This window comes from Gulosibacter sediminis (assembly GCF_014904065.1).
GTDB classification, from domain to species: Bacteria; Actinomycetota; Actinomycetes; order Actinomycetales; family Microbacteriaceae; genus Gulosibacter; species Gulosibacter sediminis.
The window spans coordinates 182,453-196,910 of record NZ_JACXJG010000010.1 but is presented as its reverse complement, the minus strand read 5'-3'; the positions used below and the strand labels follow the sequence as shown (position 1 = coordinate 196,910).

At 66.8% G+C, this 14,458-nt stretch carries 11 protein-coding genes and 1 pseudogene; 9 read left to right on the top strand and 3 right to left on the bottom strand.

The window, feature by feature from the left end; translation table 11 throughout:
• Positions 1-7: 7 nt before the first annotated feature.
• Positions 8-1,105 carry a Zn-dependent alcohol dehydrogenase gene (locus ID132_RS06575; RefSeq protein ID WP_193128156.1) on the bottom strand — a complete coding sequence of 366 codons (1,098 nt, stop codon included), beginning with the start codon at positions 1,103-1,105 and terminating at the stop codon, positions 8-10.
• Between the two features lie 216 nt (positions 1,106-1,321).
• Positions 1,322-1,891, bottom strand: coding sequence for a TetR/AcrR family transcriptional regulator (locus ID132_RS06570; RefSeq protein ID WP_193128155.1), 570 nt, complete (start codon positions 1,889-1,891; stop codon positions 1,322-1,324).
• A gap of 154 nt (positions 1,892-2,045) precedes the next feature.
• On the opposite strand from ID132_RS06570, the pseudogene valS reads away from it, so the two are divergent.
• Together valS and ID132_RS06560 are read left to right on the top strand one after the other, a co-directional pair.
• A pseudogene (valS, locus tag ID132_RS06565) lies at positions 2,046-4,679 on the top strand (valine--tRNA ligase).
• Positions 4,680-4,694: 15 nt separating this feature from the next.
• Positions 4,695-5,072 (top strand): GntR family transcriptional regulator, encoded by a 378-nt coding sequence (locus ID132_RS06560; protein WP_125107101.1) that lies wholly within the window; start codon positions 4,695-4,697, stop codon positions 5,070-5,072.
• 347 nt (positions 5,073-5,419) lie between these two features.
• Here the strand turns inward: ID132_RS06560 and ID132_RS06555 are convergent, their stop codons facing one another.
• Positions 5,420-5,746 carry a hypothetical protein gene (locus tag ID132_RS06555; RefSeq protein WP_125107100.1) on the bottom strand — a complete coding sequence of 109 codons (327 nt, stop codon included), beginning with the start codon at positions 5,744-5,746 and terminating at the stop codon, positions 5,420-5,422.
• A 138-nt stretch (positions 5,747-5,884) separates the two neighbouring features.
• On the opposite strand from ID132_RS06555, the gene mshD reads away from it, so the two are divergent.
• From mshD to pstB, 7 genes are all read left to right on the top strand, one after another.
• Positions 5,885-6,736: a mycothiol synthase gene (gene mshD, locus ID132_RS06550; protein ID WP_164509759.1), complete on the top strand. Its 852-nt coding sequence runs from the start codon at positions 5,885-5,887 to the stop codon at positions 6,734-6,736.
• A 79-nt stretch (positions 6,737-6,815) separates the two neighbouring features.
• Positions 6,816-8,930, top strand: coding sequence for an RNA degradosome polyphosphate kinase (locus tag ID132_RS06545; RefSeq protein ID WP_125107098.1), 2,115 nt, complete (start codon positions 6,816-6,818; stop codon positions 8,928-8,930).
• Positions 8,931-8,996: 66 nt separating this feature from the next.
• Positions 8,997-9,941, top strand: a complete 945-nt coding sequence (locus tag ID132_RS06540) for an NUDIX hydrolase (protein ID WP_125107097.1) — start codon at positions 8,997-8,999, stop codon at positions 9,939-9,941.
• A 231-nt stretch (positions 9,942-10,172) separates the two neighbouring features.
• On the top strand, positions 10,173-11,291 hold the full coding sequence (gene pstS / locus ID132_RS06535) for a phosphate ABC transporter substrate-binding protein PstS (protein ID WP_125107096.1): 1,119 nt from the start codon (positions 10,173-10,175) through the stop codon (positions 11,289-11,291).
• Between the two features lie 140 nt (positions 11,292-11,431).
• Positions 11,432-12,391, top strand: coding sequence for a phosphate ABC transporter permease subunit PstC (pstC, locus tag ID132_RS06530; protein WP_125107095.1), 960 nt, complete (start codon positions 11,432-11,434; stop codon positions 12,389-12,391).
• 13 nt (positions 12,392-12,404) lie between these two features.
• The gene (pstA, locus tag ID132_RS06525) at positions 12,405-13,553 is read left to right on the top strand and encodes a phosphate ABC transporter permease PstA (RefSeq protein ID WP_125107094.1); all 1,149 of its coding nucleotides are present in this window, start codon (positions 12,405-12,407) and stop codon (positions 13,551-13,553) included.
• A gap of 38 nt (positions 13,554-13,591) precedes the next feature.
• A complete protein-coding gene (gene pstB, locus ID132_RS06520; RefSeq protein ID WP_193128154.1) occupies positions 13,592-14,371 on the top strand; it encodes a phosphate ABC transporter ATP-binding protein PstB in 780 nt (259 codons plus the stop codon).
• The last annotated feature ends 87 nt before the right edge of the window (positions 14,372-14,458 follow it).

The following is a 14,458-nucleotide window of genomic DNA, read 5'->3' as shown; positions in this document are numbered from 1 at the left end:
CGGGCGCCTAGTCGAAGACGATCACGCTGCGCGCGATCTTGCCGCACTCGAGCTCGGCGTACCCGGCGTTGATGTCCTCGAGACGGATCGTCTTCGAGACGAGGTCGTCGAGGTTGAAGCGGCCCTGCTGGTAGAGGTCGGCGTAGAGTGGAATGTCGCGCTTCGGGCTCGCCGAACCCATGTAGACACCCTGGTATTTGCGCTGCTGCATGAGGATGTCGACGAAGGGGTCGATCTCGAGCTGCTTGCCGATCGGGATCATGCCGATCTGGTAGGCGCCGCCGCCGACGCCGAGGATCTCAATGGCCTGCTCGGCGGTGGGCTTCAGGCCAATAACCTCGAAGGCGTGGTCGACGCCGCTCGTCTCGGTGATTTCTTGCACGGCCGCGACGACGTCGTCGACCTCGTTCGGGTTGATCGTGTGCGTCGCGCCGAACGTCTTCGCGAGCTCGAGCTTCTCGGGCTGCAGGTCGATCGCGATGATCTTGTGCGCGCCGGCGAGACGCGCGCCCTGCACGGCGTTGAGGCCGACGCCACCGCATCCGATAACCGCGACGGTGTCGCCAACGCGCACCTCGGCGGTGTTGATCGCCGCGCCCGCGCCAGTGACGACGCCGCACCCGAGCAGGCACGCCTTCTCGAACGGGATGTCCTTCGTGACGCGCACGACGCAGTTCTCGTGCGCGAGTGCCTGCTCGGCGAAGCCCGAGAGCTCCGAGAACTGGGTGACGGTCTCGCCGTTACGGCTGAGGCGCGGTGCCTCGCCCTCGCCGCGGCGGGTTTCTTCGGGATGCTCGCACTCGTACGGCTTGCCCGGCGCGCACCTGCGGCAGTGACCGCAGAACGAGACGAGGCAGCCGACGACGTGGTCGCCAGCCGCGATTTCGTTGACGTCGGAGCCAACCTTCGTGACGACGCCGGCGAGCTCGTGACCGAGCACCGTCGGCATCGGGAAGCCGAAGTCGTGGTCGCGAATGTGCGCGTCACTGTGGCACAGTCCGCACGTCTTCACGTCGATGAGCACTTCGCGACCGATCGGATCGGCGATGTCGATGTCTTCGATGACGAAGTCCTGGCCGACCCCATTGAGCACCGCTGCCTTCATTTGAGAGCTCCTTTGCACTCTGAACTGCCTATGCCTCGGCGTCGTCGTTGACGCCCGGAAACATAAACGATGTTTCATGACACTATTCGACACGCGTCACCTAACCAACAGGTGATGCGGAAACTCGGGGAACCCTCAGCTTGCGGTTTCGGCTTGAGCGTTGGTCGCGTCGACTGTCACCTGGGATTGAGATCACGCAGAGACACCATGACGCAGCTACCGCAGCTCGTGCCACCACGCGGGCAGGCAGGCCGCGACGGCGTCGGCGAATTCCGCATCCGACAGGTCTTGCCGGTGCAGCCACACGCCGATGCCGCCGAGCACGGCGTTGCCGATGCACGCGGCCGCGATCTCCGCATCCACGCCCTTCGGCAGCGCATCCTGCCGAGCGAGAATGCCGCGAATCGACTCGACGAAGTGCGAGCTCACGGCGCGCGTCAGCGTCGAGTCGACGGGGCTGCGCACCGACTGCTCATACACCGGAAGAAACCGCCGCACGTGGTCGAGCACCTCACTCATCGTCACGCGAAAGTTGCCGCCGTGCGGGCCGTTCACCGCGTCGCGCAGCTCGAGATCGTGCTGGCGGGTCCGGTCGAGGTCGTCGCGCAGCACCTCGAGCAGCACCTCCTGCGGCGAGTCGTAGTGGTCGTAGAAGGTCGCACGGTTGATGCCAGCGGTCTGCGTGAGCGATGCGACGGTGACCGAACTCGGGTCCTGTGCCGACGCGAGCTCGACGACCGCACGTTGCAAAGAACTCCGGGTGCGGAGGGTTCGTGGATCTGACATGAGAGCTCCTGACAGAAAGGATGCGCGCGCATCGTTGCGCTTTGACTTGAGCCTAGCCCGCGCGGGGCCCAAGCGCGGCGCCGCGCCGGTAGACTTGGGCACACCTACAGCAGGCACCCCAGACTCGGTGCCGCCCATAGTGATCGGAGCACGAATGACGGCCACGCCCGCGAACATCCCGGACCGCCCCGCCCTCGAAGGTCTCGAGCAGAAGTGGGGTGACGCCTGGAATGCACAGGGCACCTACGCGTTCCGACGCGACGGTGCGACCCGCGAGCAGGTCTACTCGGTCGACACTCCCCCGCCCACCGCATCCGGTTCGCTGCACATCGGCCACGTGTTCTCCTACACGCACACGGATGTGGTGGCGCGCTACCAGCGCATGCGCGGCAAGCGCGTGTTCTATCCGATGGGTTGGGACGACAACGGCCTGCCGACCGAGCGCCGCGTCCAGAACTACTACGGCGTGCGCTGTGACCCGTCGCTGCCGTACGTCGAAGGCTTCGTGCCGCCGCACGAGGGCGGTGACGGCAAGAGCATCAAGGCCGCTGACCAGCAGCCGATCTCGCGCCAGAACTTCATCGAGCTCTGCCTGAAGCTTTCGGAAGAGGACGAGCGCGCCTTCGAAGAACTTTGGCGCCAGCTCGGCCTCTCGGTCGACTGGAACCAGACGTACCGCACGATCGACGACGACGCGCGCCGCATCTCGCAGCTCGCGTTCGTGCGCAACATCGAGCGCGGCGAGGCGTACCAGGACATGGCGCCGACGCTCTGGGACATCACGTTCCGCACTGCCGTCGCGCAGGCCGAGCTTGAGGACCGCGAGCAGCCGGGCGCCTACCACCGCCTCGCGTTCCACGGCGCCGACGGCGACGTGTTCATCGAGACGACCCGCCCCGAGCTGCTGCCCGCGTGCGTCGCCCTCGTCGCGCATCCCGACGACGAGCGCTACCAGCCGCTGTTCGGCAGCACGGTGCGCACGCCGCTGTTCGACGTCGAGGTGCCGGTGCTCGCGCATCCGCTCGCACAGCCCGACAAGGGCTCGGGCATCGCGATGATCTGTACCTTCGGTGACCTCACCGACGTCATCTGGTGGCGCGAGCTGCGCCTGCCGAACCGCTCGATTCTCGGCGAAGACGGTCGCATCCTCGCCGACGCCCCCGAGGTGATCATGAGCGAGCGCGGCCGCGAGGCCTACGCGACCATGGCCGGCAAGACCGTGTTCAGCGCGAAGCAGGCCGTCGTCGAGGCGCTCGGCGAGTCGGGCGAGCTCATCGGCGAGCCGAACAAGATCTCACACCCCGTGAAGTTCTTTGAGAAGGGCGACAAGCCCCTCGAGATCGTGTCGACGCGCCAGTGGTACGTGAAGAACGGCGCGAACGACGACGAACTGCGCGCGAAGCTGCTGCAGTTCGGTGAGCAGCTCGAGTTCTGGCCCGAGTTCATGCGCGTGCGCTACCTCAACTGGGTCGAGGGACTCTCGGNTCATCTCGCGCCAGCGCTACTTCGGCGTGCCGATTCCGGTCTGGTACCCGATCGACGCCGACGGCGTGACGCAGTACGACCAGCCGATCGTGCCCGCCCCCGAGCAGCTGCCGGTCGACCCGTCGACGGATGCGCCGAACGGGTTCGACGCATCGCAGCGCGGCCAGGCTGGCGGCTTCGAGGGCGAGCTCGACGTGATGGACACGTGGATGACCTCCTCGCTCACGCCGCAGCTCGCCGGTGGTTGGATGCGCGATGACGAGCTCTGGAACCTCGTCGCGCCGTTCTCGGTGCGCCCGCAGGGCCAGGACATCATTCGCACGTGGCTGTTCTCGACGCTGCTGCGCTCGCTGCTCGAGGACGACCGCCTGCCCTGGGACAACGCGACCATCAGCGGCTTCATTGTCGACCCCGACCGCAAGNGATGTCGAAGTCGAAGGGCAATGTGGTGACGCCGAAGGGCCTGCTCAACGAGCACGGCTCGGATGCGGTTCGCTACTGGGCAGCATCGAGCCGCCTCGGCACCGACGCGGCCTTCGACCCGCAGCGCCCGACGCAGATCAAGATCGGCCGCCGCCTCGCGATCAAGGTGCTCAACGCCGCGAAGCTTGTGCTCGGCTACGAGGCCGGCGACGCCGGTGAGGCCGATGTGACGAACCCGCTCGACCGGGCGATGCTCGCGCAGCTGCGCGACGTGGTCGCCCAGGCGACCGTCGCGTTCGACGCGTTCAACCATGCTCGGGCGCTCGAGGTGACCGAGTCGTTCTTCTGGTCGTTCTGCGACGACTACCTCGAGCTTGCGAAGGAGCGTGCCTACGGCGGCGCCACCCCCGAGGGTCAGCGCTCGGCCGTGGCGGCGATGCGCCTCGCGGTCGACGTGCTGCTGCGCCTGCTCGCCCCGTTCATCCCGTTCGCGACCGAAGAGGTGTGGTCGTGGTCGAACGAGGGCTCGGTGCACGAGGCCGCCTGGCCGACCGTCGAGGAGCTTGCGGCGGCCGGCGACGGCGAGCCGCGGATGCTCGACCTCGCGTCGGCCGCGCTGACCTCGATTCGCGGGGCGAAGACCGCCGCGAAGGTCTCGCAGAAGACCCCGATGCTGCAGGCGACGTTCGTGACGAAGCCGGGCGGCGATGGTGCGAGCGTGCTGTCGCTGCTCGAGGGCGCCGCGGGAGACATCGCCGCGGTGGGTCGCATCGAGTCGTTCTCGTTCACCGAGGGCGCGGCCGACGACGTCGCGTTCGCGGAGGGCGCGGTGCTCGAAGTACGCGACATTGAACTCGGCGAGCCGCCGGTCAAGAAGTAGCGGCGGGCCGCTTCGATGACGATCGCCTTCGAAGGAATCGACGAGTCGTCCCCCGCGCCGCCGTACGAACAGCTGCGGATGCAGGTGGTCGCGGCGATTGCGGATGGGCGGCTCGCCCCCGGCGACCGCCTGCCGTCTGTGCGCGCGCTCGCGAGCGAGATTGGCCTGGCCGCAAACACGGTGGCGCGCGCGTACCGCGAGCTCGAGGTCGACGGCCACGTCGTGACTGCGGGCCGCAACGGCACGCACGTCGCCGAGCGTGAGCTCACCGCAGTCGACGAGGCGCGCGCATTGGAGCTGACCGTCGCGTTCCTGCGTGACATGCAGGCGCTCGGCATCGGGCCGGAGTCGATCGAGCATCGCGTCGCGGCGGCGCTCCGCCCACTCGCGTAGGGGTCGGCGCGCGCGGTGTTGGGTCGCCCGGCGTTAGCGCACTGGCGCTAGCGCGCGCTGCACGGTCGTTTCCGAGCGCGATTCCATGCCAGCGCATCCGCCGAGCCCGCCGCGCATCCCGGCCCGCGCATCCAAAGCCGCGAAAACCGCATCAAAGTTAGAAAACTGCACCGTGCGTGCGTTGCTTGCCGGAACACCCTGTTGTGGTGGGACAGATCCGGTCGGATGCGTCGGAACAGCAACATCCGGATGCACGGGAACAGCAACGCACGAATGCATCGGATGCGCGGGAGCAGCACCGCCCGGATGCACCAGCCGGCAGCACGCGCGGCCAACGACGCGCGCAGCTACGGGTTGAGAACGGTCGCGTGCGCACCCATCAGCACGAAGACGAATGACGCGATCGCCATGACCACCCCGGCGCCGGTCAGACTCAGCGCGAAGCGGTGAATGAAGCCCTCGGGCTGGCCCTCGACGAGCTGCATGATCGCGGTGAAGAACAGCAGCAGGAGCATCGCGATCGGCACCCAGGTGAGCTGCCGCTCCGGCGACGCGAGCACGCCCACGAGCACGGCGGCCACCACGGCCACGGCCCACACCGCCACGATGCGCAGCCGCGACGCCCGCGATTCGGGGCGCGCGTCGGCTTCTCGTGGCGTGGGCGCATCGGACATGCGCCACAGTCTACGCACCGCCCATCCGCAAGCGCGTAGCAACCATCAGCCCCAGTGCTTCTCACCGAAATACGACTCCCCGCCCGCCACATGAAACGCTCACCCGCACGCGTCACCCGCGCCCAGTACAGTGAAGCAATGGCCTCACCTCACCTCACCGCAGCAGATCTGGGCGCCGAATTCGAAGAGTTCAGCGCTCTCGTCACGTCGGCCGATGGGGTCGCCCCCTTCAACGAGGCCACGATGCTCAATCCAGCCGAACGCGAGGCCCGCGTCATCCGCGGCGACAGCGGCGACATCGATGCCCTCGCGCTGACGCACGCGCTCGACGACGGCACGATCGAGGCCGAGCTGGCCGTGGCCCCGACTGCGCGCGGGCTCGGTCTCGGCCACGAACTCGTCGACCGCATCCGCTCGGCCGGCCCGAGCGTGTTCTGGGCCCACGGCGACCTGCCGCAGGCCCAACAGCTCGCGCAGAAATCCGGCCTCACCGCGACCCGCCGCCTCTACGTGCTCGAGCGGCCGCTCACCGAAGACGAGACGGCGCCAGCACAGCTGCCGTCGGGCGTGCGCATCCGCCCCTTCAACGAGGAGGCGGATGCAAACGCTTGGGTCGAGCTCAACGCTCGCGTCTTCCGCGACCACCCCGAGCAGGGCTCGATCACCCGCGACGACCTCGCCGACCGCATCGCGCAGCCGTGGTTCTCGGCCGACAACTTCCTCGTGCTCGAGGGCGCGGGCGGCATTCTGCTCGGCTACAACTGGCTCAAGGTGACCGACGATGAGGCCGAAATCTACGTCGTCGGCGTGGCCCCCGAGGCCGCGGGCACCGGCTTCGGTAAGGCGCTTATGCAGGCGGGCCTCGCCCGTTTGCGGGAGACCGGCGCCGACGCCGCAGTGCTCTACGTTGACGGCGACAACGAGCGCGCCGTCGAGCTGTACCGCAAGCTCGGCTTCACGCCGCGCTCGCTCGACGTGCAATACCGCTAACCGCCGAGCCTCCGACCACCCCTGGGCGCTCGCCCGCTCCATTACCCACCGTTTACCGGCACTAGGAAAGATGCGTCTTATGGACACCGGAACTCCCGTGACGAACGACACGATCGGCCTCGACCGCTACATCGACCGCGAGACGAGCTGGCTCGCGTTCAACCAGCGGGTCCTCGAGCTCGGCGAAGACGCCAACGTGCCGCTCCTTGAGCGCACGAACTTCATGGCGATCTTCCCCTCGAACCTCGACGAGTGGTTCATGGTGCGCGTCGCGGGTTTGAAGCGCCGCATCGACACCGGCCTCGCGGTGCCCACCCCCGCGGGTGTGCCGCCGCGCCAGGAGCTCGCGACCATCCGCGCCGCCGCGCGCGACCTCCAGGTGCGCCACGCCGAGCACTTCCGCGACTCGATCCGGCCCGCGCTCGCCGCGGAGGGCATCCACATCCTCGCCTGGAACGACCTCAGCGCCGAGCAGCAGGCGAAGCTCACCGAGGTGTTCGGCACCGAGATCTTCCCCGTGCTGATGCCGCTGGCGGTCGACCCGGCCCACCCGTTCCCGTACATCTCGGGCCTCTCGCTCAACCTCTCGGTGCGCGTGCAGAACCCGACGGCGGGCAAGGCCGAGTTCGCGCGCCTCAAGGTGCCGCCGATGCTCCCGCGCCTCTACCCGCTCGACGCGCCCGAAGGCGAGACCTGGTACATCCTGCTCGAGGACCTCATCGCGCAGCACCTCGACGCCCTCTTCCCCGGCATGGAGGTGCTCGACCACCACGCGTTCCGCGTCACCCGCAACGAGGACGTGACGATCGAGGAGGACGAGACCGAGAACCTCCTCCAGGCGCTCGAGAAGGAGCTGCTGCGTCGCCGCTTCGGCCCGCCGATCCGCCTCGAGGTGTCGGAGGACATGGACGACGAGACGCTCGACCTGCTCAAGGACGAGCTCGACGTCGACGACGAAGCCGTCACGGTGCTGCCGAGCCCGCTTGACCTCACCTCGCTCTTCGCGCTCGGCGGCATCAACCGCCCCGACCTCAAATTCTCGACGCACGTGCCGGTGACGCACCCCGCGTTCCGCACCTCTGACTCCGACGAGTCGCCCGACGTGTTCCGGGCGATCGCCGAGCGGGATGTGCTGGTGCACCACCCGTACGAATCGTTCTCGACCAGCGTGGTCGAGTTCATCGAGCAGGCCGCCTCCGACCCGGATGTGCTCGCGATCAAGCAGACGCTCTACCGCACCTCGGGTGACTCGCCGATCGTCGCGGCGCTCATCAAGGCGGCCGAGTCGGGCAAGCAGGTGCTCGCCCTCGTCGAGATCAAGGCGCGCTTCGACGAGCAGAACAATATCGTCTGGGCCCGCAAGCTCGAGAAGGCGGGCGTGCACGTCGTCTACGGCCTCGTCGGCCTCAAGACCCACTGCAAGCTCCTGCAGGTGCTGCGCCGCGAAGACGGCAAGCTGCGCGCCTACAACCACATCGGCACGGGCAACTACAACCCGAAGACCTCGCGCATCTACGAGGACCTCGGCCTGTTCACCTGCGACCCCGAGGTCTCGGGTGACGTGACCCGCCTGTTCAACCAGCTCTCGGGCTACGCGATCGAGCGCGACTTCAAGCGCCTGCTCGTCGCGCCGCTCCACCTGCGCAAGGGCCTGCTCGACCTCATCGACCGCGAGCGCCAGGCCGCACTGCGCGGCGAGGAGAGCCGCATCCGCATCAAGGTGAACTCGATAATCGACGAGGAGATCATCGACGCGCTCTACGCGGCCTCGCAGGCCGGCGTGCCCGTTGACATCTACGTGCGCGGCATCTGCGGCATCCGCCCGGGCGTGCCCGGCCTCAGCGAGACCATCCAGGTGCGCTCGGTCGTCGGCCGCTATCTCGAGCACTCGCGTATCTTCACGTTCCACAACGGTGGCGACACGCAGACGTACATCGGTTCGGCCGACATGATGCACCGCAACCTCGACCGCCGCATCGAGGCGCTGGTTCGCCTCGCCGACCCGCACCACGTCAAGGAACTCGAGGACTTCTTCGACATGGGCATGTCGAACGACTACTCGACGTGGACGCTCGAGTCGAGCGGCGAGTGGGTGCGCCGCAGCGTCGACGAGAATGGTCGCCGGCTGCCCCAGCTCCACGACGAGCTGATGCGCCGCATCCAAGCGCGTCCGATGCGCCACACCCTGCGTTAGCATTCGGAAGCGTCCCCGCGCGGCCGAGCCCGCGCATCCTGATCGATTCTCTGGAGCACCTCGTCGATGACCACCGCACTTCGTGACGACACCGTCTATGCCGCCGGCGCCATCCTCTGGCACATGGACGGTGAGAAGCCGCGGGTGCTCGTGATTCACCGCGACCGCCACGGCGACTACTCGTTCCCGAAGGGCAAGGTTGACCCGGGCGAGACGCTGCCCGAGACTGCGGTGCGCGAGATTCGCGAGGAGACCGGCTTTCGGGTGACCTTGGATGCGCCGCTCGGCTCGATCGAGTACACGCTGCCGAGCGGGCGGCCGAAGGAGGTCCACTACTGGGCCGCCGAAGTGCCTGCTGAGGAGGTCGCGCGCAACGAGTTCGTGCCGAACGACGAGGTCGACAAGCTCGAGTGGATGGGCCTGAAGAAGGCGAGCAAGCACCTCACCTACGGTCGTGACAAAGAGCTCCTCGCGGTGCTGCACGAGCGCATCAAGGCCGGCACGGCGCGCACCTTTGCCGTAATCGCGCTGCGGCACGCGCAGGCGGTGCCGCCCCTGTCGTGGCCCGGCAACGACGAATCGCGGCCGCTCACCTCGCGCGGCCAAGAGCAGGCCGAGCAGGTCGCGGACATCCTCGAGGCGTACGGACCGAAGCGCATCGTGTCGTCGACGGCCGTGCGCTGCCTCACGACCGTGAGCCCCGTCGCCAGCACGCTCGGGCTTGTCCCCTCAAGCGAGCGAGCGATCTCGCAGTCGGCAGGCCCGGGCGACGGCGACGTCGACGAGGTCGTCCTGTCGGCCCTCGCCGAGCCGAGCACCGTAGTTATCTGCAGCCACTCCCCCGTCATGCCCGACATCGTGCGCTCCGTCGCACGCGCCTGCGGCAACGAACCGGCGCCGCTGTCGCGCTATGCGATGCTCTCGACCGCCGAGTTCACGCTGCTACACGTGCCCGCCGAGGGCACCGAACGCGGCCTCGTCGCGGTCGAAACTCAGGGCCCGCGCATCTAACACGCCTGGGCCGGCTGCGCATCCCTAGCCGCGCGAAATTCGCGCCGTGATCAGCCCCGATTCATGTTGCGTACGCATCAATGACAGATTGCATTCATTTGTCACGGCCACCAGGGATCGTTCACCGCGCGTTCATATTTCCGCTGCAAGTACGTTACCGCCCACGCATAGTTTCGGTTCACGAACCCGAACAGGTTCGAAACCAAATACGTTTCTTATGGAGGAAACTCAATGAAGCTTTCGCGTGTTGGCGCATCGGTCGCCATGACCGCAATTGCCGCGCTCGCTCTTGCCGGCTGCGCTGGCGGCGACGCAGGTACCGACTCGACCAGCGGCGCGGACTCGACCGCAGCTGCCGGCGGCGGCTCGCTCTCGGGCAGCCTCAACGCGACGGGCGCGAGCTCGCAGGAGCAGGCTCAGCTCAACGCTTGGGTTCCCGGCTTCCAGGGCATCGAGTCTGGCGTCACCGTCAACTACGAGGCCACTGGTTCGGGCACCGGCCGCGAGAACTTCGTCGCTGGCTCGTCGGACTTCATCGGTTCGGACCGCGCCTACAAGACCGACGAGATCGAAGAGAGCACCTTCCCGCTCTGCGCCGACGGCACCGACCTCGTCGAGTTCCCCGCCTACATCTCGCCGATCGCGGTGGCGTACAACCTTCCGGGCGTCGACGGCCTCAACCTTGACGCCGAGACCATCGCCAAGATTTACGCGGGCGAGGTCACCACCTGGAACGACCCAGCCATCGCCGCGATCAACGAGGGCGTCGACCTCCCCGACACCACCATCACCGCTGTGCACCGTGGCGACAAGTCGGGTACCACCGGTAACTTCACCGCGTACCTCACCGAGGCCGCTCCCGACACCTGGACCTACGGCGACGAGGACGACTTCCCGGCCGACCTTGGTGGCGAGGCCGCGAACCAGACCGCTGGTGTTGCTGAGGCCGTTGCTGCTGGTGAGGGCACCATCGGTTACCTCGACGCTTCGGCTGCGACCGACCTGCAGACCGCTGCGATCAAGTCGGGTTCGGAGTTCGTGCCGTACAGCCCCGAGGCTGCCGCGCAGGTTGTTGCTGGCTCGTCGCTCGAGGAGGGCCGCGCCGCGACCGACCTCGCCTACGCGCTCGACTACACCGGCGTTGAGGGTGCCTACCCGATTGTTCTCGTGTCGTACCTCATCGGCTGCGCCGACTACCAGGACGACGCCAAGGGCGAGCTCGTGAAGGCCTACTTCAACTACGTCATCACCCCTGAGGCGCAGGACGCCGCGGCTTCGGTTGCCGGCAACGCCCCGATCTCGGACGAGATCCGCAGCGAGGCCCAGACCGCGATTGACGCGATCCAGTAGTACTCCTACTGCGTTTCTCGCAGTGAAGTAAGGTGCCCGGTGCCGTGCATTATGCCGGTACCGGGCACTTACTGCGTAGAAGCGCCCCCCGACCTTGAGACTTACCTCACCCCCACGTTTCACTGAGGAAGGCACGTCAGATGACCACCACTGACACGGCGACCCCGACGCCTCCGGCTCGCGCCAAAGCGGTCCGACGCGTTGGCGACACCGTTTTCGAGACCATTTCCACCACTTCCGGCGCGCTCATTCTGGCGATCCTGGCCGCAGTGTTCTTCTTCCTGCTGATCCAGGGCCTGCCGGCCATCACCACCCCGGTCGCCGAAGACTCGGCCGACTCGCTCCGCCAGAACGGCGGCTTCCTCGGCTACATCGCCCCGCTCGTGTTCGGCACCGTCTGGGCGTCGCTGCTCGCGATGATCATGGCGTTCCCGGTCGGCGTCGCGGTGGCCCTCTTCATCAGCCACTTCGCGAGCCGCAAGCTCACCGGCGCCCTCGGCTTCATCATTGACATGCTCGCCGCGATCCCCTCGGTCATCTTCGGTCTCTGGGGCATCCTGGTGTTCGCGCCGATCGCCGGCCCGCTCTACACGTGGCTCAGCAACTACCTCGGCTGGATTCCCCTCTTCGCGGGCAACCCGACGCCAACCGGCAAGAACATGCTTACCGCCGCGATCGTGCTCGCGATCATGATCCTCCCGATCATGACGTCGCTCAGCCGCGAGATCTTCCTGCAGACCCCCCGTCTGCACGAGGAGGCCTCGCTCGCCCTCGGCGCGACCCGCTGGGAGATGGTGAAGCAGGCGGTCTTCCCCTACGCATCCTCGGGTATGTTCGCCTCCGCGATCCTCGCCCTCGGTCGAGCGCTCGGTGAAACGATGGCCATCACGATGGTGCTGTCGGCGACGGGCGCGGTGACGTTCAAGCTGCTCACCTCCGAGAACCCGACCACCATCGCCGCATCCATCGCCCTCAACTTCCCCGAGGCGCACGGCCAGAACTCGTCGACGCTCATCGCCGGTGGCCTTGTCCTGTTCGCGATCACGCTGATCGTGAACTCGATCGGCCGCTGGATCATCAGCCGCAACGTGAAGAAGTAGAGAGGAACAGTTCATGTCTACTACCACGACAACTCCTGCGGCCCCGTCGAAGGGTCGCGCCAAGAACGCCCTTACCGCCGGCCACCTCTCGGGTGGCCAGGTCGGTCTGATCGCCGTTGGCGCACTCGTCATCTCGACCATCATCTTCGGTCTGCTCTGGCTCATGAGCGGTGACCCGCTCTTCATCTTCACCGAGCAGACCGGCAAGCTCACGCTCAACTTCAACTGGGGCGCGTGGCTCGCGCTCGCTGGCCTGGTCTACCTGCTCGGCGTGTACTTCATCTCGCGCCAGGTTGAGGGTCCCCGCCAGGCCACGAACCGCTTCGTGTCGGGCCTGCTCACGGTGGCGTTCGTCATCGCGATGATCCCGCTGCTCTCGCTGATCTTCACGCTCCTCGTGAACGGTATCCCGGGCCTGCTCCAAGCCAACTTCTGGACTCGCGACGCCGCGGTGCCCGGCCAGCGAGGCGCGCTTAACTCGATCATCGGTACGCTCTGGATCACCGGCCTCACGACGCTCATGTCGGTGCCGATCGGTATCTTCACGGCGATCTACCTCGTCGAGTACGGGCGCGGCAACTGGCTGAGCAAGCTGCTCAACTTCTTCGTCGACGTGATGACGGGTATTCCCTCGATCGTCGCCGGTCTGTTCGCCTTCGCGCTGTTCATGCTGTTCACGCAGCTGGCAGGCGGTGACATCACCACGATCAAGAGCGGTTTCGTTGGCTCGATCGCGCTCATGGTGCTGATGATCCCGACCGTCGTGCGCTCGGCTGAAGAGATGATTCGCCTCGTGCCGATGGACCTCCGCGAGGCCTCCTACGCCCTCGGTGTGACGAAGTGGCGCACGATCGTCAAGGTTGTGCTTCCTACCTGCCTCGGTGGTCTCGTGACCGGTGTGCTACTGGCCATCGCCCGCGTGATCGGTGAGACCGCTCCCCTGATGGTTGCTGCCGGTATGACGATCAACATGAACCTGAACCCGTTCCAGGGCGCCATGTCGACGCTGCCGACGCTCGTGTTCCAGCAGTGGAAGTTCACCGGTGACGAGGCCGAGATGCTCTCGTGGGCGGGCGCCCTCGCGCTGCTGCTCATCGTGGTCGTGCTCAACGTCATCGGCCGCGTCATCAGCTACTACTTCTCGCCCAAGAAGGACCGCTAGGTCGTCGGGCTTAACTTCGAAACAAAGGATCTTTCACAGTGTCGAAGCGTATTGAAATCAAGGACCTGGACATCTACTACGACAAGTTCAAGGCTGTCGAGGGTGTCAACATGACCATCGAGCCGAAGAGCGTCACCGCCTTCATCGGCCCGTCGGGTTGCGGTAAGTCGACCGTGCTCCGCACCCTCAACCGCATGCACGAGGTCATTCCCAAGGCTTGGGTTGACGGGGAGGTGCTTCTCGACGGCGACGACCTCTACGGCACGGGCGTTGACCCGGTGAACGTGCGCCGCCAGGTGGGCATGGTGTTCCAGCGCGCGAACCCGTTCCCCACGATGTCGATTCGTGAGAACGTGCTCGCCGGTGTGCGCCTCAACAACAAGCGCATTGGCAACAAGGAGGCGACCGAGCTCGTCGAGAAGTCGCTGCGCGGCGCGAACCTCTGGGAAGAGGTCAAGGACCGTCTCGACGCTCCTGGTGGCGGCCTCTCGGGTGGTCAGCAGCAGCGTCTGTGCATCGCCCGCGCGATCGCGGTGAAGCCCGATGTGCTGCTGATGGACGAGCCCTGCTCGGCCCTCGACCCGATCTCGACGCTCGCGATCGAAGACCTCATTCACGAGCTCAAGACCGACTACACGATCGTGATCGTGACCCACAACATGCAGCAGGCCACTCGCGTCAGCGACAAGACCGGCTTCTTCAACATTGCGGGTACCGGCAAGCCGGGCAAGCTCATCGAGTTCGACGACACTCGCACCATCTTCGAGAACCCGAGCAACAACCAGACCCAGGACTACGTGACCGGCCGCTTCGGCTAAGTCGCGCATCCTGTGCGTTGGCGGGCGCCCCACTCCGGTGGGGCGCCCGCGTCGTTTCCGGGGGCGTGCGCGGCGGCGCCGCGCACG

What these genes read in the sequence shown, in the direction of transcription:
- ID132_RS06575 (WP_193128156.1), bottom strand. Translation starts at nt 1,105, where the DNA reads ATGAAGGCAGCGGTGCTCAATGGGGTCGGCCAGGACTTCGTCATCGAA.
- ID132_RS06570 (WP_193128155.1), bottom strand. Translation starts at nt 1,891, where the DNA reads ATGTCAGATCCACGAACCCTCCGCACCCGGAGTTCTTTGCAACGTGCG.
- ID132_RS06560 (WP_125107101.1), top strand. Translation starts at nt 4,695, where the DNA reads ATGACGATCGCCTTCGAAGGAATCGACGAGTCGTCCCCCGCGCCGCCG.
- ID132_RS06555 (WP_125107100.1), bottom strand. Translation starts at nt 5,746, where the DNA reads ATGTCCGATGCGCCCACGCCACGAGAAGCCGACGCGCGCCCCGAATCG.
- mshD (WP_164509759.1), top strand. Translation starts at nt 5,885, where the DNA reads ATGGCCTCACCTCACCTCACCGCAGCAGATCTGGGCGCCGAATTCGAA.
- ID132_RS06545 (WP_125107098.1), top strand. Translation starts at nt 6,816, where the DNA reads ATGGACACCGGAACTCCCGTGACGAACGACACGATCGGCCTCGACCGC.
- ID132_RS06540 (WP_125107097.1), top strand. Translation starts at nt 8,997, where the DNA reads ATGACCACCGCACTTCGTGACGACACCGTCTATGCCGCCGGCGCCATC.
- pstS (WP_125107096.1), top strand. Translation starts at nt 10,173, where the DNA reads ATGAAGCTTTCGCGTGTTGGCGCATCGGTCGCCATGACCGCAATTGCC.
- pstC (WP_125107095.1), top strand. Translation starts at nt 11,432, where the DNA reads ATGACCACCACTGACACGGCGACCCCGACGCCTCCGGCTCGCGCCAAA.
- pstA (WP_125107094.1), top strand. Translation starts at nt 12,405, where the DNA reads ATGTCTACTACCACGACAACTCCTGCGGCCCCGTCGAAGGGTCGCGCC.